Origin of the sequence: Chryseobacterium sp. SSA4.19, assembly GCF_022601875.1 — a bacterium.
In the GTDB taxonomy this organism is placed as follows: domain Bacteria; phylum Bacteroidota; class Bacteroidia; order Flavobacteriales; family Weeksellaceae; genus Chryseobacterium.
The window spans coordinates 1-24,972 of sequence record NZ_JAKVIP010000015.1 but is presented as its reverse complement, the minus strand read 5'-3'; the positions used below and the strand labels follow the sequence as shown (position 1 = coordinate 24,972).

The following is a 24,972-nucleotide window of genomic DNA, read 5'->3' as shown; positions in this document are numbered from 1 at the left end:
ATTATCATTCCAGATTGGTACATTGTTAAATTGAATACATTGTCAGATTGAATTATTTTGTTCTGTTCTCTTCAATGAACTTTGCCATTGTATCGATAGACGTGAAAATTTCCTTTCCTTTTTTAGGATCCGCCAATTTAATCCCATATTCTTTATCAAGAAGAACAATCAGTTCAAGAGCATCGATAGAATCCAATCCAAGACCGCCTCCGAATAATGGATCCGTATCTTTGATTTCTTCCACAGCTACATCTTCAAGGTTAAGGACTTCAACAATTTTGTGTTTTAATTCTTCTCTTAAGTTTTCCATAAAATAAATTTCATTTATAATGTATCAATGTACCCGCTTAGCAGTGTAATAATAGTTATCTGCATTATTTAAAAATTGGTAAACCGGTACATTTTTATATTGTTAGATTACATAGTCAGCAAATATACGAAAGCATTATAACTTTCCTGATATAGTTCGACCCATCCGCAGAGTACTTTTTCAGCCTTTCCTGACTGTAAAACCTGTCCTGCGTATAAATTTAAAAAGTTTTCATCAAATTCATCCAAGACAAAAAATGCATTTTCAGTCTGCATTTTATGCCTGATGCTGATTTCTCCAACACAAATATTGGGCAGCGTGTATACAAAAACAGCAGGGCTGGGAAAATAGTTTTCCGGCGAATTAATGCTTTCCTGATATTTGGAGTCTGTATCCAAACTTGATGATGTATTGGCAAAAACAAGGGCGGTTCTGCTGTGGTCTTCATTTTTCAGGATCATTTCAGAAGCTAGAAATGCCAGCTTGCTCAGGTTATCCATTTTATGAAATTTAGGATAATTAATCCCTAAATTTTTATAGGCTTCTTTTGCGAAATCTGAAAAATTTTCTGCCTGGTTTTCAAAAATGATTTGTTTGTCAACAATGATTTTTGAGTGTTCTATGATGCAAATACCTGTCTTCCTCATGATGTCATCTTAATATTTTCCAAAACAATAGCCGCATTGCAACCGCCAAAACCAGAAGCTGTTTTTAAAATATATCTGATATCTGCCGGCTGGTTTTCTGTAATAATATTCAGAAGCTGGGAAGTTCCCGGTTCTTTAAAATTTTTAGAAGGAATCAGTATGTTATTCACAGCACTTTCCATTGAAATAATACTTTCTAGTAAACCAGACGCGCCCAAACAGTGCCCGTAATATCCTTTCATGCTGTGCAGCGGAACATTCTGCAATTCCATTCTGTTGAAAGCAATCGCCTCCATTTCATCATTGTATAATGTTGCGGTTCCGTGAGCTGAAATAAAATCAATTTGTTCGGCAGAAACATTCGCCTCTTTCATTGCATTTTTGATGCTTGCATATAATCCGTCACCTGTCCTTGAGGGGCCGGAAATGTGATTCGCATCGTTGATGGCAGAGTCACCTGAAATTTTAAACTTAAATTTTACGGTTTGGTTTAATTCTGAAGTAATGTATGCTGCAGCTGTGGCCTCACCAAGGTTGATTCCATTGCGGTTTTTATCATAGGGTCTGCAGGGTCCTGTTGCAATAGCCTGAAAAGAATTGAACCCCGAAATAACAAATTCTGAAATTTCATCTCCGGCAATCACAAAAGCATCTTTATATCTTCCGGCCTGGATCATGTTTTTAGCCACAGCAATGGCCATGACCCCTGAAACACAGGCATTGGAAATGACAATAGGTTTTGTTTTAAAGCCGAAAAAACCGGCTATCTTCCGGGCCAGATGGAAAAGGTAAACGGCTCCCGGTAAAGCAGCCTGGTTTTTTAATAAACTGATATTGCCTTTTGTCGTTGATAAAATTAATACTGTTTCTTCTGAAATATTTTGTCTTTCTATCAATGGTTTAAGGCTCAGCAGAAACATTTTTTCCAGTCTTGTGAAACCTGAATCGCCATTCTGAAGTTCATTGAAAGACTGATTGAATTCGCTATTCAGTTTTTCAGAATCAATTTTCGAAACATAAAAAGCTTCATGGTTTTCCATAATTGTATGGGAAGCAACTCCTGATTTTCCTTCCAGAAGAGCTTTCCAGTTGGATTGTACATCAAAACCTAAAGGAGTGACGCAGTTATAATCCGTGATGTAAACTTCCTTTGTCATGACAGTCCCATTGTGTCTTTCCAGGCCTGAAAAAACTCAGGATTATAAAGACATAGATTATTATCAGCATCCAGAAACACCTGAACGGTTTCTCCTGAACAAACTAATTTATTGTCTGCATTAAAAATTTCATACCGGTAAATCAGTTTTGCCGCAGTTGAATTTACAAAAGTCGTCACAATATTGAATGTTTCTCCATATTTTAAAGGAAGGAAATGTTCACAGGTGCTTTTTACAATCGGTGTTACATATCCTGCTTGCTGAATATCCAGATAGGTCAGGCCATGCTGTCTTCCGAAAGCTTCTCTTCCGTCTTCAAAATACACGATATAATGTCCATGCCAGACAATTCCCAGTGGGTCTGTCTCGTTGAACCGTACCCGGACTTCTTCAGTACAGCTTAGTATATTTTCTTTAGACTGCATTTTGTTTCCTTTCATAAAATAATGAAATAGCCACCATGGCTATATAGAATAAAAATAAGAAAATAAGTTCTTTGGCAATTCCTACGATCCCACTGTTTCTTAAAATGATATCATAATAGGCATTTAGCCCCCAGTTCATCGGAGAGAACTTTGCAATATTCTGCATAAATTCCGGCATCAGGAATACGGGAACCCAAATTCCTCCGATCGCTGCCAAAACCACTACGGAAGTGGCTCCAAAAGGTGCAGACTGTTCTTGAGTGTCAGCAATCGTACCTAACAAGACCCCAAAGCCAATCGCTGCCAATCCCGCAAAAATAGTGACCACAATGAGCTGGAACATTTTTCCGGTGACATCGAACTGTGGTAAATCCATATAAGGGAAAAGATAAATACCCACAGCCACCATCAGCAGAAACTGAATGACACAGATGATCAGGTAAGTAAATGTTTTTCCTAAAATATGCACAAAGTAAGGAGTCGGGCTGATTCTCGCTCTTACACTCGTACCCTGGCTTTTTTCTTTTACTAAATTGATAGACAGAGGAACGACAATGAAGAAAATCGCAAACAGTGCCCAGGCCGGTACATTATGCTGAACCGAATTCGGCATGACATCCATATTTCCTTTTTTCGGAGTAATTTCTTTAAAACTGATTAGATTTTTATTTTCCTGGAGATTTTCAGTTGTTCCCAGCTGGTCCTGAAATGCTTTATAGATTTTTTTATTTTCAATCTCAAAAATCATTTTATTCACAGCATTCATCACATTGTTTTTAAAACCGACATTGGTTGCAGGATCAAAATACAGATGGATATCTTTTGTTTTGGAGATTATTTTTTTAACATGGGCAGAATCCGTTTCCAGCCCGAATGAACTTACAATGGTCTGGACTTTGGAATCAATATTTGAATTTAAGTCTTTCGTTAAATTTTCAGGAATCACGATGGCCATCTGATAATCTCCTGAAAAAACAGCATCCTGGGCAGATTGTTCATTATAATCTGTCAGCAATTCAAATGTCTTACTGGTTTCAAGTTCGTGCTTTATACTTTTTGAAATCTCAGATTTATCATGATCAATGAAAATAATCGGAATTTTTGATCCTTCCAGGTTTTTAAAAGTAGAATCCTGAATTAATGTAATGGTAATGATCAGCAAGAGCGGCATTACGAAAATAATGACGATTCCTCCGATGTCCCTTTTCAGTAAAAGGATTTCCTTAATAAAGCTTCTCCACAATTTATACAACAACATCTCTTAATTCTTTTCCGGTTAATGAAATAAAAACATCCTCGAGATTTTCAGCATTGGAAACCCGGTTCACCAGTTCTTCCGGTGTTCCGGTAGCATGGATTTTTCCGTGATCGATAATCGCAATTTTCGTACAGAATTCTTCTGCTTCTGAAAGATGGTGCGACGTATAGATTATGCATGTTCCTTTATTATTCAGGTCTTTAAGATAATCGATAATTACTTTTTTAGACTGTACATCAACGCCGACGGTCGGTTCATCAAGAAACAAGACTTTCGGATTATGTAGTGTTCCTGCAATCAGGTTGCAGCGGCGCTTCATTCCTCCGGAAAACTGTTCTACCTTTTTATTTGCGAACTTAGATAAACCCATAATCTCCAGAGATTCATCAATGGCATTTTTTAATTTTTTATGGCTTAATCCGTACAGGCTTCCGAAAAACATTAAATTTTCCCGGGCAGTTAAAGTTGGATATACTGCATATTCCTGAGGGACGATTCCTATGATCTGTCTTAATTTAAAACCGTCTTTCTGAGGTGACAGCCCATAAATGGTAAAATGTCCTGAAGTAGGTTTTATCAGTCCTGAAAGCATCGAAATCAAGGTCGTCTTTCCGGCTCCGTTAGGCCCCAAGATTCCGTAAATTTCATTTCTGTCAATATTCAGGGAGATGTCATTCACTGAAAAATCTTCTGCATTTTTATATTTTTTATATAAATTTTTAATCTCAATGCTGTGTTCTGCCATGATCAGATTGCTTTTCTCAGTTTTTTATAAAAAGCTTCTTCCAGATCTGCAATATGAAGCATTGATTTTGAAAGCTTATTATAGATGTCACTTTTTGAGTTCCTGTTTTTATATACTCTCGCAATATCTACGGCAAAATCTCTCCAGAGATCACCAATTGTGGTAATTTCCCTGGAAAGTTCTTTAAGCTGATCGTTTTTAAGAATCACGGCGGCTTCCTGTAAAAAAGCACCGTAAATAAACCGGAATCCACCTCCGCCGGTACCGATCTCTTCCTGCATCCTGATCAGCTGTCCAAGATAATGGTTGGTAGTTTTTGTTCCCTTTTTCTCAGCCCATTTGGGAATGCTTTTAGCGACCCAGCGCATTGCTTTAATACCGATAATCGGTACAGGAGCGAGCATGTTTTTGCAGGTATCCCTGATCCCTTTTTTTATGGCTTCTTCCAGGTTGACATGTTCAGGAATGTAAGTAGGGTAGTACATATGGCCTTTTGGAGGAAGTGCTCCTTTGGCGTACCTTACCTTTTCCAGCTCTGCTTCTGTAAGCGTTGTCGTATAGTCCATCACAGGATCACTGATCAGGAATTTTCCGTTTTCTTTTCCATAAACGACTAAATTATGAGCATTGAAGTGGAATTTATATTCTTCAGGAAAATAGGTAAGGTTAAAAACGCCTACCTGTAAACCTGTGGGAACATTATTGTTTAAATTTCTTTCCAAGGCTTTCTGGGCTTCTGCAGGATTTGAAAATTTTTCTCTTTTAATTTTAATGCCCAGTCTTTTGGCGGCCTTGCTGAAAATGGCTCCCGGCATGGGACGGTAGCTGAACCCAGGAGCAAAATTAACTTTTAAAAAAGGCAAATACACGAAGAAAAGTCCGGAGCCTATTCCGAAAATCATAGGTTCGCTGAGCTTCAGCCCCTTATTTAATAATAAGTTGGAGGCAACACCGTTTTCGCAATGTGCTGTCTGGTGATGTTCAAAATTAAGTTCCATTATTTTCCGTCGAAATTTTTTAATTCATCCACTGAAATTCCGAAAGCATCGGCATATTTTTTCAGTACGGATTCGCTTAGTGTTTTAAATATTTTGGGTTTTGTGTGTCTCTTAACACGCCATTGCCACATTCCTACATAGGCTGCCAGAACCTGAGGGTCCATTTTGTTAAGTTCCATAAAATAGATAATCGGACTCACTTTATGAGCTGCCACATTTTGTCTTGCTTCTTCAATCCTTTCATGGATCAGCTCCATCGACTCGTCTAAGGCTGCTTTTTTAGCGTCCCAGCCAATGCTGTTGGCTGTTGTATAATTATCGTTTTCATCAGTTACATATAAGACTTCCGTCATGTTGGCGGATTTCAGATTGCTCTCGTCTTGGGGAAGATCTTGTTTCTTCATGTATTAATGCTTTACTTCTTGGATAAACAGGTTAATCTCTGCACGTATCAACAGGTCATCATGATTAAAGGTCTCACAAAATATCTGGCATATATTTTCAAATTGGGAGATCAGGGATGCTTTAGAAATAATCCTGTCGCCAACCTTCGGCAACGCAAAAACTTCAATTTTTTTAATATTGGTAATAAAACCGATCACCTTTGTGTCTGTTTCAGGATTTTCAAAAAAGCTTTGCCCTAAAATTGAAGAGCAGGTTTGAGCTACATTTTCAATCAGGCCTGCTTCGATAAATTGACGGTTGTGAACAAAGATATTGTCTTCCAGAATATCGAAGGAAGTGACTACTTTCTCCCGGGTCAATTCCAGAATATAATCTGTCATCAGCATCGGGTCGCGATGCGGAAGGAAATTATGAATGTTGATGAGGTTTTCTTCCTTGATTTCCATCTTTATTTTTTAATCACAAAAACATATAGTTTTCCGGATTGCTTTAATGAATCAAAAATATTCGTTGAGCAATGGATTACACTTTACTGTTTATTTTACAACCGTTTTCATCTGAGATACTGCAATAACTTCATCGTTAAGTTTTGTAACAGCATCCACTAATGTCACGCCCATGATTTCGTTCAGGATCTTTACTTCTGTCTTAAGAAGATCTCCTGTTTCAGGCAATACATAGGCCTCAAAAGATTTGATGGCTCCGATATAGCCTGTAGGAGCTTCTTTTCCAAGCAGGTAAAACTTATAGCCTGTGTGTAACGCTACACTCTGTGCCTGATGTTCTATTAAGCCCGAAGCCTGGAAAATCCCATTATGAACAAAAATATTTTCCTCATGTATATGAAGTCCTGAAATCAGTTGATTTTCAGTGTAATCAGCAATGCTGCTGACCATGACGAAAGGGAAACGCTGAGGAATCAGGCTTTCTACAAAATTCTGGTCAGAAGTAGGCAGTCTTTTCTCCATTAGCAAACCGTTAACAGGGCACAAGAATAAGAAAATCTCCCGCTTTCCGGAACGCAGAGAAGTACTTTTTCTCCTTTTTTCAATCTTCCGGAATTCATTAGCTGTTCTAACGCAATAAAAATAGAGCCTGCTCCGATGTTTCCTACTTCAGAAAGGTTATAAAACCATTTCTCCCAAGGGAAATCGAGCCCTACGTTGGCAAATTCATTTTTCAGTCCTTCTTTAAAATATCCTGAAGAGATATGGGCCAATACATGGTCCACCGTATCAGGATCAAGGTTATGTTTATCAAAGGAAGACCTTAAACTTTCAGCACCTTTTACCAGAATATACTGATCCAAAAGTTTGGTATCCTGCTTTAGGGCAAATATGGATTGTTTCAGCCATTCATCAGACGGATAATCAGCCCATGATTTCAGGCTTCCGTCTTCCTGCTTTTCAGTGCCAGCATACATACATGCTTCTATTTCATGAGCGTAAGAATAAAAGTCAATGAATTCTATTTTCAAAGAAACCTCATCCTCTCTGGGCTTATCTTCTAACAGGAAAGCTCCTGCCCCGTCAGAAAGCATCCATCTTAGGAACTCCCTTTTGAAAGCGATAATCGGTCTTTCTTCCAGCAGCAAAAGGTTTTCTGCTTCATGGTTGAATTTATCTGCCGTCATCCATGCAGACATCCTTTCAGAACCTACACAGACTGCATTTTTATGAACCCCTGCTTTTACGGATAAAAAACCATAATTTAATGCGTTCATTCCGGAATTACAAAGCCCGGATGCCGTATTAACCGCCAGAGACTTGTTCATATTCAGTTCCCCGTGAATCATAGATGCATGTGAAGGCTGAATCTGATCCGGAGAAGAGGTTCCTGCGGAAAGCAGTTCCATATTTTCTTTGGTGAATTTTTCATCAAAAAGTCCTTCTACGGCATTTGCAGCAATCTGTGCATTGGTATGGGTAGGATTCCCTTCTTTATCTAAAGCATAGTATCGCGTAACAATTTTATTGTTTCTTAAAATAATTGATTTGGCTTTAGATTTTGCGCCATTTATATAACCAAGATACGTTTCCATTTCATCATTTGAAACCGGCTCATTCGGCAAGTATGTTGATGCTTTTGTTATAAATACGTCGTACATTCTATTTTAAATTAATTCCTTGTAAATACTCTCTTTGTTTTTTTCTTTTAAACCAGAAAATGGGTGTTGTCAGCAGGTGTAAAACCAATACGATGGGTGAAATAATCCAGATCGCAGCCATCAAATATACCTTAAAGAATTTAATCAGCAATGGTCGTTTTTCTTTTTTCCTGATGATGAGGTTGGACCACACCGTGAAAATTTTGTTTCCTACTTTTTCCACTCTTACCAGAAAAGCCCTGATTTCTACCGCACCGTTTTTTACCAGTTCAGGCTGCAAATCTGATAAAGTATGTTCAGATAAATGTTTTTCTATGATTGTTCCGTACTTTGCCGAACCTGCAATTTCTTCATCTGAAACTCCGGCTGCCGGAAGAACTCCTGATTTTTCTTTTTTCCCGGTGGTCATCCATCGAAGAATGGTCAATACGCTGGTATAATTGTCATGCCGGTCTACCAGAGCAATATTCCCTACTAATGGTGTTTTTAAATCTTTTAAATATACTTTTAATTTTTCCTGGGAAAGCATCCACATATTTCTCGTACCTGAAACGGTAACGACAGGTGTGTCTTTCAGAATACCTTCTGCATATTTACTTTTCAGAAATGAAATGGTAGGGATGGAGGGGGTCAGATACCAAACCTGATATCCGAAAATGATCAGATCGAATTTCCTGTTCAGAACCTCATCCGGAGGGGGAAGAATTTCACTCGGGATCTGCAGGTATGATTCCGGGAAGGTGTTGAAGAATACATCGCCGGGCCAGGGAAAAGGAAAATCTTCCTTAAGTTGGATATTGTAATAGGTTACCTCGTATTTGCTGTTTTTATTTTCAAACGGCTGGGCAATATTTCTTACAATATCTTCCAATTGTCCCGACTGTGTATAATACAGTACAAGTATATTTTTTTTCATTAATTCTTTTTTCCGGTTACAAAAATATGATTTTCATATTTATTATTCAGAACTAAATACTTTTAAAGATTCGGTATCATATTTCAGGCGGTAACCTGCTATGTCTAATGAGTTATTTCCTGCATTCATAAAAATAACCGTTTCCGGCAGAGATGTTATTTCGCTGATGCTGAACTGATGATCAGAAATCAGCAGCACATCAATTTTTTTATTAATCTCATTCGTATCGGCCGTATACCTGATTTTTCTTCTCTTTACCAGATAATTCTGACGGGCAATCTCTCTTTTCTCAGGATCTTTTATACAGCTGACAATGGTTCTTCCCGGTTGTTGAAGTGTCATCAGGATATCTTTTTGCCCGAAATCATCCGCCACATGCAAAATATTCGCATCCTTTGGAATATGCTTATTTAATTCAAAATAAACAGACTTGTTACGGTTGAAATCCTGTTTTACCTCTTTAACAACCTCAACATCTTTATACAGGAAACTTAAGAACAACGTCTTTTTAAAATAATTCTCGTCCTCGAGTTCTGTTCTCAGTCTGGTAAATTCATTCCTGAAATAGGCATTGATTTTCTTTGTTCTTTCAGAATAATTCCTCCCGAAGTTCACATCCTCTTTCATGATTCTCTCGCCCACTTTTACGGTGATCGACCCGTCATAAATAATAAAATCCCCTTTTGGCAATACTTCAGAGTTTCCATGGATATAAAGCGGCAGAATGTCTAGTCCGAATTGTTCCGCAAGATAGAATGCTCCCTTATGGAATCTTTTGACATTGCTGTTGTAAGAACGTTCCGCTTCCGGAAAAACAACCAGTGAATATCCCTGATTTATTTTTCTTTCTAATTGTTCCATTCCGTTTTCAATGCCCTGAGAAACGGGATAAAACCCCAATGCTCTTACGATTCTTCCAAAAACAGGTGATTGATAGACCCAGTCATTAACCAGATAGATGACTTTATGGGTAACCATTGAAATGGCTAACGTATCCAGAAAAGAAGTATGGTTGGCAATGATCACAGCAGGTTTGGTGAAATCTTCTTTCGTATTTTTAATGATCTTTTTCTTTACAAATGGATTCGTAAATAACACAGAAGTTAAAAACCGCGCTAGAATTAGTTTGATAAAATTTAGTGTCCTTCCTTTGGAATTCCTGGTGAAAGGGCTGACGAACAGGGAAAAAAACAAGCCTCCCAAACCGTAATATAAAAAAGAGATCACCGCGTGTACAAATAATCTGAATGTAATGGGCGACAGCCCTTTCTTTGCCCTGTTGGTAATCAACAGCCTGAACCAGAACGGATATAGTGTTGAGGTAATGATGATCACGGAAAACATTCCTATTAATGCCACTAAAGCCAGAGAATGTAAAGCCGGATGCTTTGCGAAAATCAGTGAGCCGATGGACAGAATGGTGGTGAAAACAGCCAGAATAATAGAAGTTCTATACGTTGGAAGCTCATTCTTCCCAGTCGTATGTTCCTTTTGCATAGCTTGTGTCAGGAAGATGCTGAAATCGTCTCCTACTCCGAAGACCAAGGTGCAGACCACTGTGCTGAAAATATTTAATTCCAATCCTAAGAAATACAGGATCCCTGCAGTGACCACTCCGGTCAGGACAATCGGGAACATTGTTAATACTGTTAATTCAAAATTCCTGAAGAAAACGATGATGGTTAAAACAATCGCCAGAAGTGAGTAATTGATCAGGGTGTTGAAATCTCTTTTCAGCAGGCCTAAAAAATTCTCATTCATCTGCTGTCGGTCAATAGCCAGTGCATCATGGTTCTTTTCAACATCCCGAATAAACGCATCTCTTTTTGTTTCATCTACCTTTACTACATTGGAAACCGTATAAAAACCATTCTCCTGGCTTAAGAATTCAGAAATCTGTAAAGCTTTTATTTTTTCATAGTCTTTCAGGCTTAAAGCAGCATAAGGCTTATTCAGGTTTTCAGTAAACTGATCAAAGGCCGAACTGTTGAACCCGAACCTATTACCGTTATCTGTTAATTCAGAAATGGTCTGGTTTTTTTTATCAGTATTCCAGAATTTTTGCCATGCCTCAATCTTTTTTCGCTGGTCTTTTTCAGATAAAACTACATTTCCCAGGGAATTATAGCTTAAAATTTTCCCCTGTTCTTTTTCTTTTTCCAGAAACCGGCTCAATTGGGAGTTTCTCATCAGTGCTTCTTCCTCTGAATTTCCGTAAGAAATCGTATAGATGGATTTTGACGTGATATCAGACAGCTTCTGGAGTTTTGCTTCGCTTATTTTTAAATCTTTCGGAATATAATTCAAATCGCCGATGTCTTCATTAAAGCCGACGTGCCTGAACCCGAAAAGGCATGCAATAATAATGACGGAACAGCCGATAATCAAAGGCTTGTTTTTTTCGTAAGGATAAGATCCGATTTTATCAATGAAATTCGTGCTGACTTTATTTTCCTTTACTTTCGGTGTATATAGTTGAGGAACGATAATCAGAGCACTCACTGCAGACAGGATGACTGTGATAGCAGCGAAAAGGCCAAGGTCTTTCAGCGCTTCCGAACGGACAAAGACCAGGCACAGAAAAGAAACAGCTGTTGTCGCACTGCTTAATATAATAGGCTGTGTAATTTCCTTATAAAGTTCTTCAATATTGTTATTATGTTTGTAATGAGTTAGGATGTGCAACGCATAATCAATAGTGATTCCGATGAGGATGGCGCCGACACTGAGTGAAATTGCTGAGATTTTATCTTTAATAAAATATAGAATCAGTAGGGCCAGTAACACCGAAAAAACAGTCGGAAGGAAAACGATAATCGGAGTAAAGATATTCCTGAAATAATAAATCAGAAGAATCAGAAGGACGGTCATAGAAATAATCACCGTGTTCTGTATGTCTTTTTTGATCTGCTGGGCATTGGCCACGGCAATTACCGGTGAGCCGAAATAGCTGATTTCCGTCTTTCCTTTAAACTGTTGGTTAAGATGAGTTTTTATTTCATTCAGTTCATTTATAAAAGCTTCATTGTTCTTGGTGTCATTGCTCTTGTTTTTCGGATCAATAAAAAGAAGAAGGTTCTTCCCATCTTTTGTGACGATATAGCTGTCTTCAAGTTTGAAATCTTTGCTGATATTTAGCGCATTAAGTTTTTTAATCCCTAAGAAAGTGATTCCCAGGGGATCTTTCTTGATAAATTCTTTTGTTACCAGGCTTGTCGGTGAAGAAAGGGCAATGTAATTGTTTTCCACCTGCTTTGCAATGCTGTCTTTCTGAAGTTTTCTGTCAATTTCCTTATAGTCCCTTTCATCTAAAAATAACGGAAGATTCTGATTGACGAAATCAAAGGTTTCCGATATTTCATTATCATTTACTTTGCCCTGGACCGAACCGATGTATTGTTGCAGCGGCTGTATTTTCTTCAAAAAAGCATCAGCTGTTTCAGAAAGCTGAAAACTGTTTTCTGTAGATTTATTTTCAATAATAACAATGATCTTATCTGAAAAGTTAAGCTGCTTTAAAACCTTAGCTGTAAGATCCGATTTTTCATTTTTAGGGATAATCTGGTTAATGTCTTCTTCGAAATTGATTTTTGAGGCAAAAAATATGCACAAAACTGCTATTCCAACTGTAAAAAATACAGAAAGAAGCCTGTTTCTGGAGATTAGATAATATAAAGAAATAAAGAAACGATGCATTCCATGGTAAATCAAGTTGCAAATTTAATTTTTTCATGATGAGTTCAAAAAGTTTTAACACTAACTTTTCGCTGAAGAATAACAATAGGTTATAATAAACTACTGAATACGTACAAAAGAGCTATAATAAGTGAGGATTAGAGTATAATGTCAAAATTAATTATGGTTTTATTTAGTATGTATTATTTAAAATTTCTAAATTTTTAAAAGATACCATCTATTTTATTTGCAATTGTGATTTGTTTTATCCGTACTTATGCAGCCTGTCTATTTGCCGAACTATATATTGATACGTATCAATATATACTTTATCGTATTAATACAATAAGACAGCATATAAAGATTTAAACGAGATTTAATTTAAATAAGATTGTATTTTAGACGGTGAATTATTCTTTTTTATTAACTATAAAGATAAGATGGTAACATCAATATTCTGCAAAAGGGATAATTCTGTAATCGCACTTATTGTGCTATTCTTGTTTCTAAATAAAATGTAATAAAAAAATCTATCTGATAAAAAAACTTTACTTTTGCAAAAATTTTAGAATGTCGAAAAATTTAGTAATCGTAGAATCACCGGCTAAGGCAAAAACTATTCAGAAGTATTTAGGAAAAGATTTTGATGTGAAATCCAGTTTCGGACACATCAGGGATCTGCCTAAGAAAGGAATGGGAATAGACCTGGCTACATTCAGTCCCGATTACGAGGTTTCTGCAGACAAAAAGAAACTGGTTACTGAACTGAAAGCTGCTGTGAAGAAAGCCGATATGGTGTGGTTGGCTTCCGATGAGGACCGAGAAGGGGAAGCTATTGCCTGGCATTTGTCAGACGAGTTAAAACTGAAACCGGAAAACCGTAAAAGAATTGTCTTCCACGAGATTACGAAAAATGCCATTCTGAAAGCCATTGACAATCCCAGGGATATTGATCAGAACCTGGTCAATGCACAGCAGGCCAGAAGAGTGCTGGACAGAATCGTAGGATTTGAAATGTCACCCGTGCTCTGGAAAAAAGTAAAGCCGGGACTGTCAGCGGGAAGAGTGCAATCAGTAGCAGTAAGGCTGATTGTTGAAAGAGAAAAAGAAATCCGTGAATTTGTTGCGAAAGCAAGCTTCAGGCTTGAAGGTGTTTTTTTAAATGATGCCCAACAGGAAATTGCTGCGAAACTTAAAAAAGACTTCAATAAAGAAGAAGAGGCTGAAAAATTTCTTGAACTGGCAAAAGCTACGGAATTTAAAGTACTCAATGTTGAAACTAAACCCGGAACACGTTCTGCTTCCGCTCCTTTTACCACGTCTACCTTGCAGCAGGAAGCTTCATCCAGACTTGGGTATAATGTAACCAATACCATGCGTATTGCCCAGAGATTATATGAAGAAGGGTATATTACGTATATGAGAACAGACTCCGTAAATCTTTCCCGGGAAGCTATTGAGGGGGCAAGAAACCAGATTACTTCAGAGTATGGAGCGGAGTATTCGGCACCAAGAAATTATACGACGAAATCCGCATCTGCACAGGAAGCCCACGAAGCGATCCGCCCGACCGATTTCAGTGTCAAAAGTATCGGGGATGTCCAGCTGAATAAATTGTATCAGTTAATTTACAGGCGAACACTGGCTTCTCAGATGGCGAATGCCAAGATTGAGAAAACAGTTATTGAGATAGGAAACGCAAGACTGCCGCAGAATTTTGAAGCACAGGGTGAAGTCATTATTTTTGACGGGTTCTTAAAAGCTTATGGAATTGTAAAGGCAGAAGACGACGATGAAGAAAATAACGAAAAGCTGCTTCCGAAAGTAAAGGTAGGGGAGGTTTTAGATTATAAAAAAATTACGGCAACAGAAAAGTTCACAAGGCCGAGCGCAAGATATACGGAAGCCGGGCTGGTGAGAAAGCTGGAAGAGTTGGGGATTGGAAGACCGTCAACCTATGCTCCGACGATTCAGACGATTCAGAACCGTGAATATGTCGATAAAAGAGAAATTGAACCACAGATCCGTGAAGTGGTAAAAATGTCTTTGGTAAAAGATAAAATCAAAAAAGAAGTCGTTGAAGAAAAATTCGGAGGGGATAAAAATAAATTCGTTCCTACGGACACAGGAGAAGTGGTAAGTGATTTCTTAACAGATAATTTCAAAGAAATCCTGGATTACGGTTTCACCGCAAGAGTTGAAGAAAGTTTTGACGAAATTGCGAATGGCGACCAGAAGTGGAAGGAAATGATGACGGATTTTTACTCAAAATTCCATCCGAGGATTGAGGATGTAGAAGAAAATGCAGAAAGAGCCACCGGAGAGCGGTTTTTGGGAGTGGATCCGAAAACCGGAAAAAATGTACATGCAAGAATCGGAAGATTTGGGGCGATGATTCAGGTCGGTGAAACGGATGACGAAGAGAAGCCAATTTTTGCTTCGTTAATGACTGGCCAGAATATCGCAACGATTACGTTTGAAGAGGCTATGGAACTGTTCAAACTTCCTTTTGATCTGAATGAAGTAGACGGGCAGCCTGTTTCAGTAGGGGTCGGAAGATTCGGTCCGTATGTAAAATGGGGAGAAACCTTCATCAGTATCCCGAAAGGAGAAGATCCGCTTTCTGTAGATCAGAAACGTGCAGAAGAAATTATTAATGAAAAGAAACTGGCAGATGCTCCGATTGCGGCTTATAAAGGAGATCCGGTAACCAAAGGAACCGGGAGATTCGGCCCGTTTATTAAGTATAAAGACCTCTTTATTAATGTTCCGAAAAGGTATAATTTTGATTATCTTTCTCAAAGTGATATTGATGAATTAATTGATGCCAAGCTGGAAAAAGAGGCGAACCGATATATCCAGCAATGGGAAAAAGAAAAAATTTCTATTGAAAACGGAAGATGGGGACCTTTTTTAAAATTCGGGAAAGCCATGTTTAAGATCCCGAAAAAGAAAGACGATACAAAATATGATGCAGAAGAACTGAAAGAAGTTTCTTTGGAAGAAGTGAAAAAATGGATCACCGATCAGGATCCTAAAGCTTTTGCAGAAAAGAAAAAGCCTGCCGCAAAAAAGGCAGCCACTACAAAGAAAACGGCAACAGCAAAGAAAACAGCTGTAAAAAAGAAATAGATATTGGACATAATAATAGTAACCGTTGACAGTTTGTTGACGGTTTTTTATTAATAATACTGTACAAGGATCCTGACTCGCTGAGGTTTTTGTATGTTTGCGGAAATATTATCCGGTACTTAAATAAAGATTACGGATAACATTGATTTCGTTATTTAAAAAATAATTATAAGATTAAAATTACCCCATTCTGATATATGGATTTTGAAGATTTTATTATTTCGCCAAGAAATTTCAAAACAGAAAATTGGCAGATCGGTAGCCGGATTACAAAAAATATAAAAGAAGACAGTATTGTACTTCTCTTCGTCTCAGATTACCGCGGGGCCAATGGCAATGCGGAAGTACAGGATTTTACGGGAATCAGGAAAGAATTTTATAGATTATCACAGCTGGATTTTGAAATTCCTGTAGTCGACCTTGGTGATTTGGTTTCAGGGAAGTCGGTTCAGGATTCCCATTATATTCTGCAGGAAATAATGTCAGCTTGTCATCAGAGAAGGGCAATCCCTGTTGTAATCGGAGGTTCTAACGATTTTGCTTTTTCGCTCTTTTCTGCATTAAATCTTCATCAGAATCATATTAATTACACTCAAATCAGCAATATTATTTCTCTGAAGCAGGGTGAGGCGATCAATGAATATACTTTTTTAGGCAAAATTTTAGGCTCGAAGAATTTCTCTATTAAAAATTATCATCATTTGGGGTATCAGAAACACTTGAATGAAACCGACTCTGTTCGGCTGATCAGGGAAGTTGAATTTGATATTGTCCGGTTGGCGGAGATGATGAATTCCACGGAAAAAACAGAACCTTTTTTCAGGAAAGCCGATTTGGTTACCGTAAACTGTGATGCCATCGAAAGCTTCAGCGAACCATTTTCCATAAATCCACAGGTAAATGGATTAAACAGAAGGGAAATCTGTGCTTACATGAAAGAAATAGGACTAAGCGAAAATCTGAAATCTGTCGGAATATTTAATTATAATATTTATTCAGGAAACCAGCTGAATCACCAGCTTCTTGCGCAGATGATCTGGTATCTGGCGGAAGGAATCAATATTCAGCGGTCTCATCCCAAAGAAAGGTCTTATGAAGTTTTTTATGTACTGGTAGAAGACCGTCAATATGCCTTCAAGCGTGATACGTTCAGCAATCTGTGGTATTTTGGAGATGATGAAAATATTGAAAACTGCATTCCTTGTTCCAGAAAAGATTTTGAAGAGGCAAAGAAAGGATGGCTCAGTACACGGTTTACGAAAATGTAAAACGGAATGCTTATTTATTTTTGAACCTTCTTTAGTAGAATTAAGATTAAAAGCAAAGGATATATCCAATAAAAAATAATACTTTTAAGCCCTCATTAATGGGGTTATTTCTGTAATGCTAATATTGATCTATTAAAAAAAGAATAATTTGGCGAGTTTGTCGTTTACTTTATAACAAATTATGTTTTTTTGTTTATTTTTAACTAAGCATTAAGATTATCTTTAATATAAAAATGTTTTATATTTGCAAAAATTAAATTTTAAAATAACCATAAATCTATATTCTTTTATGAATAGAAAATTATTGTTTAGCTTCCTTGCCGCCCTAGGAACTGTGGTAAGTGTTAAAGCTCAAAGAAACGAACTTGGAGTTCGTCTAGGTATGAGTAACCTAGTTGGGGATATAGGGAGAACGAATTATATTTTACAAAAGCCATATAATGTAAGTAAAGCATCAGATTATGGATTGCCGTTTTATGGAGGTATTTTATATAGATTTAATTTTAATCCTCATCAGACTGTGAGACTGGATCTCGGCTATAACCAGATTCAGTTTAGTGATAGGGCTGCTAAAGAGGAATACAGAAGAAACAGAGGCTCGTACGGGAAAAATAATGTTTATGAAGCAAGTTTGGTTTTCGAATATAATTTCTTTCCAGTAAATAATGAACAGAAAGGTATGGTAAGCCCATATATTTTCGGTGGGGTAGGTGCATTAATGTTTGATGCTCCGAAAGCAACAATGATCAATGACTTCAAAAGAGATGCGGACGGTGTTGCCCTGGCTCCTGTCAATGAGTTGGATTTTACAACTACGGCCGTATACTCTACCGGTACAAAGACAACAATGCACATACCTTTTGGGGTAGGCTTAAAATATAAGTTTAATTATAGTTGGGCAATTTTTGCTGAAGCTACATTTAGGTATACATTAACCGACCAGCTGGACTACAGCAAAATTCTGAACAAAGATGTGGTGGCTACTTATAACGGAGATATTTTAAGTCCTGTTACTGGTGGTTCGTTGCTTCAGACTGATGCATATTATGTAGTTTCTAAAGAACGGGAAGCTGCCATTATAGGAGATAGAAATATAGGAGACCTGAAGTCTAAAGACTGGATGAATACCGTAAGTTTAGGGTTGACGTATTCATTTGGAAGACCTCCGTGTTATTGTGATTAATATGTCGTTGATAAAAGATAAAATAGATCCTGAAAATTTACCAAAGCATGTTGCAATCATCATGGATGGTAATGGAAGATGGGCGAAATCCCGTGGTGAAGAAAGAACCTTCGGCCACCGGAATGCCATTAATGCGGTAAGGAATGCCATTAATGCATGTAATGAAGTGCATATTCCCTATCTAACGCTGTACACCTTTTCTTCGGAAAACTGGAGCCGTCCCGCTGAAGAAGTAAATACATTAATGAATTTACTGGTAGAAACATTATTGCTGGAGGCGGAAGAAATCTTCAGTAAAGGTTTAAGAATGCACGTTATCGGGAACCTGGAAAAATTACCATCACTTGTGAAGGATCAGCTGCTTCGCGTGATGGAACTTACAAAAGAAAACACAAAAGGGAATTTAGTACTGGCAATCAGCTATGGTTCCCAAAATGAAATACTGAATGCCATAAAAAACATAAGTGAAGACGTAAAAGAAGGTAGGGTAGATGTAGAAAACATTGATGAAAAATTATTCGAAAGTTACCTCTATACAAAAGATTTGCCGCCTGTTGATCTCTTAATAAGAACCAGCGGCGAAATCAGAATCAGTAATTTCCTCCTTTGGCAGATCGCCTATGCAGAACTGCAGTTTTTAGATGTTCTGTGGCCGGATTTCACAAAAGATATTTTCTTCCAGTGTATTGTGAATTATCAAAACAAAGAAAGAAGATTCGGAATGACCGGTGAACAAATAAAAATCCAGTAATTAAGAAAAGAAAGACTACGATAAAAAATGAAGTTTAGACTATTACCCATCATTATGTTTGTTGCTTCTGCACATTTTTATGGACAGGTAACTCCACAGGACAGCACACAGGTAAGCAATTCTGTACATGCAGAAAACCAGGCAGGAACATACACTCTGAAAGACATCGTTGTAGATGGGGTTAAAAAATATACGCCGGCTCAGATTCTGAGATTTACAGGATTATCAAAAGGGGAAACGGTAGACATTCCGGGACAGAAAATCAGCAATGCTGTAAAAAAACTTTGGGACACCCAGTCTTTTTCTGAGGTGGAAGTATACGTGCAGAGTATTGAAGGCGAAACCATTATTTTACGTTTTTACCTTCAGGATCTTAAAGATCTTGGTGAAGTGAAATTCACCGGAAAAGGAATCGGTAAATCGAAGAATGAGAAAATGGCTAAAGATAACAATCTGAAGCCCGGAACTAAAATTACCCAGAATTTAGTTTCAAGTCTTAAAACAAATATTCCTAAAGACTATATCAAAAAAGGATATGCGGATGCGAAAATTACCATTCAGGACAAAGTAAATGCAGGAGATCCTAATTTGGTAGACTGGACAATTAATGTAGATAAAGGAAAAAGAATCAAAATCGATCACATCGAATTTGAAGGAAATCAGGCAGTAACGGACAGAAAGCTAAGAAAAAAAGCTTTTAAGGAAACCAAGCAGAAAAGATTCGGGATCGGCGGTATCTTGAAATCTTCAAAATTTATTGAAGGAAAATACCAGGAAGATAAACAAAACCTGATCAGCTATTATAACTCTTTAGGGTACAGAGACGCTGCTATTGTTTCAGATTCCGTATGGAGGAATAAAAGAAACAATTACGAAATCAATGTAAAACTTAACGAAGGAAAACAATATTATATCGGTGATATTACTTTCACTGGTAACACCGTATATCCTACCGAATATCTTCAGAGATTATTGGGATACAAAAAGGGAGATATCTACGATGCCGTAGGATTCAATAAAAAAGTAGGTGAGGATGGTGGAAAAGAAGATGATTCAGACATCAAATCGATGTATATGAATAACGGTTATCTTTTCTCTAACGTAACACCCGTAGAAAAATCGGTAAACGGTGATAAGATCAATCTGGAAATCCGGATCAATGAAGGAGAAAAAGCAACATGGAATAAAGTAACATGGGAAGGGAACGTCACTACCCATGATCATGTAATCCTTAGAGCTTTAAGAACCAAACCGGGAAACCTTTTTGCTAAAAGTGATATTAAAAGAACTTATTTTGATTTAGCCGGGATGCAGTTCTTTGATCCGCAACAGGTAGGTCAGGACATCCAGCCGAACCAGCAGGATAATACAGTAGATATCAACTGGAAGCTGGTAGAAAAGGGATCTTCTCAAGTACAGTTACAGGCCGGTTACGGAGGTAACAGCTTTATCGGAACATTGGGATTAACGTTCAATAACTTCTCACTAAAGAACTTCCTGAAGTTCAAAGATTTTAAGCCGGTTCCTCAGGGTGACGGGCAGACGCTTTCCCTTCAGGCTCAGGCAGGACAATACTTCCAGAATTATGGAGTGTCATTTACAGAACCGTGGCTATTCGGAACAAGACCTACCGCACTTTCTGTGAGTTTGAATAATTCAAGGGTGAAATATTCCGATCAGTTCGGATCTTCTCAGAAGCTGAATATTTTCTCTGCTTCAGTAGGATTAAACCGATATCTGAGATGGCCGGATGATTATTTCTCCTTATATACAGGTCTTCAGTTTCAGAAGTATGACTTTCAAAACTATCCTTTCGATTTCGGAGGAGTTACGGAAAATTATGGTACTGCAAACAACTTCAGCATCAATTTAGGGCTAAGCAGAAACTCTGCAGGGGTTGATCCTATTTTCCCTACATCAGGTTCTAATATTGATGTTTCGGTAAAATTCACTCCACCATACTCATTGTTTAGCAATAAAAACTATTCTACAATGACGCCAACGGAGAAATATAAATGGATGGAATTCTATAAGGTAAAGTTCAAAGCTGATGTCTACAATGAAATTGTTGGTAAATTGGTGTTGAGATCTTCTGCCGAGATGGGATTCATGGACGGATACAACAAGGAATTGGGAGCTCCGCCATTTGAAAGATTTTATGTAGGAGGTACCGGTTTATTCGGAGGACGATATGACGGTAGGGAATTGATCCCGTTAAGAGGGTACGAAAATGCGTCTACTTACGGAGGAACTTCTGAAGATATTACGCCAACAGGTGGAGGTACTATCTACAACAGATTTACGTTAGAACTAAGATATCCGATTTCATTGAACCAGACGGCAAAAATTTATGCACTGACATTTGCTGAAGGAGGTAATGTTTGGAATTCTTGGGGAAGTTATAATCCTTTCCAGTTAAAAAGATCAATTGGTGTTGGGGTAAGAGTGTATATGGGAGCATTTGGTTTGATTGGATTTGACTTTGCTTACGGATTCGACAAAACAGTTACTGGAACCGAGCCTTCCGGATGGAAGACCCACTTCTTGATGAACCAATCATTATAATTCATATTATGAAAAACCTAAGAATTGTTTTCTCATTCGTATTATTCCTGCTTTTCGGTCTAAGCAATGCACAGAAAGTTGGCGTTGTGGATACTGAATATATATTGAATAAAATGCCTCAATATAAAGAAGCTGAAGCACGATTAAACGCACAGATCGACACATGGCAGTCTGAGCTTCAGAGCCTTCAGTCTGAATACGAACGTAAAAGATCTGCTTTCGAAAGTGAAAAAGTTCTTCTGATCGGTGACCAGCTGAAGCTCAGGGAAAAAGAAGTAATGGATCTGGAAAAGAATATCAAAACCACAACAAGTTTGCGCTTCGGAGCTACAGGAGAAATTAAAAAGCTGAGGACAAATCTTGTACAGCCTTTTCAGGACCAGATCTGGGGAGCGATAAAAACAATGTCTGAAAAAAACGGTTTGGGTATGGTTCTCGATAAAACGAGTAACAATGTGATTTTTCTTCAGAAAAGATTTGATTACTCAGATAAAGTCCTGGATATCTTATTAAAAGATACCGACAAAAAAGAAAAAACGAAAACCAAAAAATAAAAGTTTAACTTTTATTACATTTACAGATCTAAAAAACAAATTAAATTATTTATTTTACCAATTATGAAAAAATTAAGTGTATTATTTGCAGCGGTAATGATGGTTGTATCAGTAGGTATGGCGAAGGCTCAAAAAATTGCTACTTTAGATGTTATAGGTGTTCTTAATGCAATGCCTGAAAAGAAAAAAGCAGATACTGATCTTAAAGCTTATTTAGATACTAAACAAGCCGAAATCAAAAAGAAAGCTGACGCTGGTCAGGCTAAATTAAAGTTGTATTCTGAGGAAGCTCCTAAGAAAACAGCTGAAGAAAACAAAGCAAGAGAAGGTGAATTGGCAAAAATGCAGGAAGAAATTCAGCAAATGAATGACAAAGCTCAGAAAGATTTTGTTGCAAAACAGGATGCTGCTTACGAACCAATCGAGAAAAAGCTGAATGATGCTGTTTCTAAAGTGGCGAAAGCAAATGGGTACGATTATATTATGGATGCTAACTCTTCAGCTTTCGTATTCAAAGGAGGTCCTGATGCGACTCCTGCAGTGAAGAAAGAACTGGGCGTTCAATAATTTTAGAAATTATCAAACATTTATAAAATAACCACCTCTCATCAGGGTGGTTTTTTTATTTTTGCAGAATGGAAAAAGAAATATCAACCACGGTAAAGGTTAGATTTAGTGATTGTGATCCGATCGGTCATTTGAATAATGTAAAATACCTCGATTACATGTTCAATGCCAGAGAAGACCATGTAGAAGAATTTTATGGTTTTACGTATGAAGAATACACCAAACTTACAGGGTGTACATGGATTGCCATTCAGAATGAAATCGCTTACATGAAAGAAGTCAGATACAATACTTCGGTTGTGATCAGCAGTAAAACCATCGATATTCAGGACAGGACATCCAAAGTCGAGATCCTGATGAAAAGCCTGGATGAAAAAACAGTTCATGCCGTATTGTGGGTAACGGTAATTTATTTTAATGTTAAAACCAGAAAGTCTGAAGTGCATCCGGAAGAAATAAGGGAAACATTCAATCGGTTTTATGTAGATTTGGAACAGAAAGATTTCCAGTCAAGGGTTAAATTTTTAAGATCACAAAACGCAAGAAATTCATAATGAAGAAAATAATAGTAACGGGAGGAAACGGCCAATTAGGAAATTGTATCACAAAAATCGCTCCGGATTTTGAATTGGACTACGAATTTATTTTTACAGATTCGCAGACGTTGGATATTACAGATGAAAATGGAGTCAATGAATTCTTTCATACACATAAACCCGACTTTTGTATTAATGCGTCAGCATACACAGCTGTTGACCTTGCGGAAACGGAGACGGATAAAGCCTTTGCGGTAAATGCTGGCGGTGTTGCCCATCTGGCTAAAGCCTGTAAAGAATATAATACTACTTTAATTCATGTATCTACAGATTATGTTTTTGACGGAGATACCAATTTATGTTATTCTGAAGACGATTTTACAAATCCGAACGGAGTGTACGGAGCATCAAAATTAAAAGGAGAAGAATTAGCTTTGGATTTAAATACGGAAACCATCATACTGAGAACTTCTTGGCTATATTCTGAATTCAATAAGAATTTTGTTAAAACCATGTTGAACCTTTTTTCTCAGAAAGAAGAACTGGGAATTGTAGCCGATCAGTTTGGGCAGCCTACCAATGCAAATGATTTGGCAGAAGCCATCATGGAAATTATTGAAAGTCCTGAAAAAGTCTATGGCATTTTCCATTTCTCTAACTATCCGGAAACCACTTGGTTTGAATTTGCCCGAAAAATTGCCGAATTTTCAAATTCTTCAGTCAAATTAAATCCGTTAACAACAGAACAATACCCGACACCGGCCACGAGACCGAGAAGAAGTACCATGTGCCTTGATAAAATTGAAGAAATTTATAAAATAGAGCCTAAATATTGGGAAAACAGTCTAGAAGAATGTGTTAACCAGCTTACACAATAACAAAACAACATGAAAAATCTTACCGCTTTCGTTTTCATTTTTCTGATTCACTTTGTAAGTGGGCAAAATGTATATCTCACAAAAGTTGAAAAAACACATGATGGCACAGACAGATTCTTATATAAAATAAACGAAGAAATAAAAGATGCTGAATATCTGGGTGAAATAGAAGTTCAGGGATTTTCAAAAGAAGATGCTGAAGTTTTTTCATTAATTTATAAAAAAGCAAAGGAAATTGGAGCCAATACGTTTTCGTTAAAGCCTTTTGAGAATATTGACGGTTCGCCTCAGGGCTTTAATCCGGCAAATTATAGATTGAGTTTATATTATCTGCCGAAAGAAAAATTAATTAATCAAAAAGGCTATATATATGTATTCGCTTCTTCAGATAAAGATCAGAAAATAGCGATAAATAAAAAAGATTATATGATTTCCCCAAGATCTTATTTTACAGTAGAAATAATTCCGGGAGAGATATATACTTTATCAACAAAAAAGCTTCTGGGATCCACTATAAAAATTCAGCCAAAAGAAAGCAGATCAAATCAATATTTTCAAATATCATCTGCGAAAGTAAAAGCTGATGAAACAGGAGCCGGCGGACTGAACTTAAAAAGCGGGGATATCATCGGTCTCGAAAAATCTTATGCGGAATTTTTAAGCACAATATATAATAAAGAAAAGCAGGGTTATTAACTTTGCTTTTTCTTTTATGAAATACTTTGCAAAACAATAATTGGAATTTCAGTTTTCAGGTCTTTTTTATCAGGAGCTTCATCCCGCTATGCACTATTACTCCTCACGCTTTGTTTTTCCTGTGCTGTTCCTTTGCTTTGCCTTGCCTGTTGCGGGGTAACCGTTACTATCGGGGCTAGGGTTTTGGTAATATGATCAT

General features: G+C 37.3%; 23 protein-coding genes. 10 read left to right on the top strand and 13 right to left on the bottom strand.

What is annotated here, in order from left to right; all coding sequences use genetic code 11:
- Positions 1-52 precede the first annotated feature (52 nt).
- The 13 genes from MKJ01_RS11785 to MKJ01_RS11725 all read right to left on the bottom strand — a co-directional run bounded on the left by MKJ01_RS11785 (position 53) and on the right by MKJ01_RS11725 (position 12,580).
- The gene (locus tag MKJ01_RS11785) at positions 53-310 is read right to left on the bottom strand and encodes a phosphopantetheine-binding protein (RefSeq protein WP_241614252.1); all 258 of its coding nucleotides are present in this window, start codon (positions 308-310) and stop codon (positions 53-55) included.
- 107 nt (positions 311-417) lie between these two features.
- Positions 418-957, bottom strand: a complete 540-nt coding sequence (locus MKJ01_RS11780; protein ID WP_241614253.1) for a hypothetical protein — start codon at positions 955-957, stop codon at positions 418-420.
- Positions 954-2,114, bottom strand: coding sequence for a beta-ketoacyl synthase N-terminal-like domain-containing protein (locus tag MKJ01_RS11775; protein ID WP_241614254.1), 1,161 nt, complete (start codon positions 2,112-2,114; stop codon positions 954-956). The genes MKJ01_RS11780 and MKJ01_RS11775 overlap by 4 nt, the downstream gene beginning before the upstream one ends.
- Positions 2,111-2,539, bottom strand: a complete 429-nt coding sequence (locus tag MKJ01_RS11770; protein ID WP_241632623.1) for a thioesterase family protein — start codon at positions 2,537-2,539, stop codon at positions 2,111-2,113. Before MKJ01_RS11770 ends, MKJ01_RS11775 begins: the two co-directional genes overlap by 4 nt.
- Complete coding sequence (locus MKJ01_RS11765; RefSeq protein ID WP_241614256.1) at positions 2,529-3,797, bottom strand: ABC transporter permease; 1,269 nt, start codon at positions 3,795-3,797, stop codon at positions 2,529-2,531. Before MKJ01_RS11765 ends, MKJ01_RS11770 begins: the two co-directional genes overlap by 11 nt.
- Positions 3,784-4,542 carry an ABC transporter ATP-binding protein gene (locus MKJ01_RS11760; protein ID WP_241614257.1) on the bottom strand — a complete coding sequence of 253 codons (759 nt, stop codon included), beginning with the start codon at positions 4,540-4,542 and terminating at the stop codon, positions 3,784-3,786. Before MKJ01_RS11760 ends, MKJ01_RS11765 begins: the two co-directional genes overlap by 14 nt.
- Positions 4,543-4,544: 2 nt before the next feature.
- Positions 4,545-5,540: a BtrH N-terminal domain-containing protein gene (locus MKJ01_RS11755; protein WP_241614258.1), complete on the bottom strand. Its 996-nt coding sequence runs from the start codon at positions 5,538-5,540 to the stop codon at positions 4,545-4,547.
- A complete protein-coding gene (locus MKJ01_RS11750; protein ID WP_241614259.1) occupies positions 5,540-5,944 on the bottom strand; it encodes a hypothetical protein in 405 nt (134 codons plus the stop codon). The genes MKJ01_RS11755 and MKJ01_RS11750 overlap by 1 nt, the downstream gene beginning before the upstream one ends.
- A 3-nt stretch (positions 5,945-5,947) precedes the next feature.
- Positions 5,948-6,391 carry a hypothetical protein gene (locus MKJ01_RS11745; RefSeq protein WP_241614260.1) on the bottom strand — a complete coding sequence of 148 codons (444 nt, stop codon included), beginning with the start codon at positions 6,389-6,391 and terminating at the stop codon, positions 5,948-5,950.
- A gap of 90 nt (positions 6,392-6,481) precedes the next feature.
- On the bottom strand, positions 6,482-6,913 hold the full coding sequence (locus MKJ01_RS11740) for a hypothetical protein (protein WP_241614261.1): 432 nt from the start codon (positions 6,911-6,913) through the stop codon (positions 6,482-6,484).
- Positions 6,913-8,052 (bottom strand): beta-ketoacyl-ACP synthase III, encoded by a 1,140-nt coding sequence (locus tag MKJ01_RS11735; protein ID WP_241614262.1) that lies wholly within the window; start codon positions 8,050-8,052, stop codon positions 6,913-6,915. Before MKJ01_RS11735 ends, MKJ01_RS11740 begins: the two co-directional genes overlap by 1 nt.
- Before the next feature lies 1 nt (position 8,053).
- Positions 8,054-8,968 carry a hypothetical protein gene (locus MKJ01_RS11730; protein WP_241614263.1) on the bottom strand — a complete coding sequence of 305 codons (915 nt, stop codon included), beginning with the start codon at positions 8,966-8,968 and terminating at the stop codon, positions 8,054-8,056.
- A gap of 42 nt (positions 8,969-9,010) precedes the next feature.
- Positions 9,011-12,580, bottom strand: a complete 3,570-nt coding sequence (locus MKJ01_RS11725) for an MMPL family transporter (RefSeq protein ID WP_241632617.1) — start codon at positions 12,578-12,580, stop codon at positions 9,011-9,013.
- 633 nt (positions 12,581-13,213) lie between these two features.
- On the opposite strand from MKJ01_RS11725, the gene topA reads away from it, so the two are divergent.
- The 10 genes from topA (at position 13,214) to MKJ01_RS11675 (ending at position 24,773) form a co-directional block, all read left to right on the top strand.
- The gene (topA, locus tag MKJ01_RS11720) at positions 13,214-15,775 is read left to right on the top strand and encodes a type I DNA topoisomerase (protein ID WP_241614265.1); all 2,562 of its coding nucleotides are present in this window, start codon (positions 13,214-13,216) and stop codon (positions 15,773-15,775) included.
- Between the two features lie 197 nt (positions 15,776-15,972).
- Entirely contained in the window at positions 15,973-17,043 is a 1,071-nt protein-coding gene (locus MKJ01_RS11715; protein WP_241614266.1) for a formimidoylglutamase, read from the top strand.
- Between the two features lie 289 nt (positions 17,044-17,332).
- Complete coding sequence (locus tag MKJ01_RS11710) at positions 17,333-18,226, top strand: DUF6089 family protein (RefSeq protein ID WP_241614267.1); 894 nt, start codon at positions 17,333-17,335, stop codon at positions 18,224-18,226.
- Between the two features lies 1 nt (position 18,227).
- On the top strand, positions 18,228-18,977 hold the full coding sequence (locus MKJ01_RS11705; RefSeq protein WP_241614268.1) for an isoprenyl transferase: 750 nt from the start codon (positions 18,228-18,230) through the stop codon (positions 18,975-18,977).
- A 27-nt stretch (positions 18,978-19,004) separates the two neighbouring features.
- Positions 19,005-21,542, top strand: a complete 2,538-nt coding sequence (gene bamA, locus MKJ01_RS11700) for an outer membrane protein assembly factor BamA (RefSeq protein ID WP_241614269.1) — start codon at positions 19,005-19,007, stop codon at positions 21,540-21,542.
- An 8-nt stretch (positions 21,543-21,550) separates the two neighbouring features.
- Positions 21,551-22,096, top strand: coding sequence for an OmpH family outer membrane protein (locus MKJ01_RS11695; protein WP_241614270.1), 546 nt, complete (start codon positions 21,551-21,553; stop codon positions 22,094-22,096).
- 63 nt (positions 22,097-22,159) lie between these two features.
- Positions 22,160-22,663: an OmpH family outer membrane protein gene (locus MKJ01_RS11690; RefSeq protein ID WP_241614271.1), complete on the top strand. Its 504-nt coding sequence runs from the start codon at positions 22,160-22,162 to the stop codon at positions 22,661-22,663.
- Between the two features lie 68 nt (positions 22,664-22,731).
- On the top strand, positions 22,732-23,217 hold the full coding sequence (locus tag MKJ01_RS11685) for a thioesterase family protein (protein WP_241614272.1): 486 nt from the start codon (positions 22,732-22,734) through the stop codon (positions 23,215-23,217).
- A complete protein-coding gene (gene rfbD / locus MKJ01_RS11680) occupies positions 23,217-24,077 on the top strand; it encodes a dTDP-4-dehydrorhamnose reductase (protein ID WP_241614273.1) in 861 nt (286 codons plus the stop codon). Before MKJ01_RS11685 ends, rfbD begins: the two co-directional genes overlap by 1 nt.
- A 9-nt stretch (positions 24,078-24,086) precedes the next feature.
- Complete coding sequence (locus MKJ01_RS11675) at positions 24,087-24,773, top strand: hypothetical protein (RefSeq protein ID WP_241614274.1); 687 nt, start codon at positions 24,087-24,089, stop codon at positions 24,771-24,773.
- Positions 24,774-24,972 lie beyond the last annotated feature (199 nt).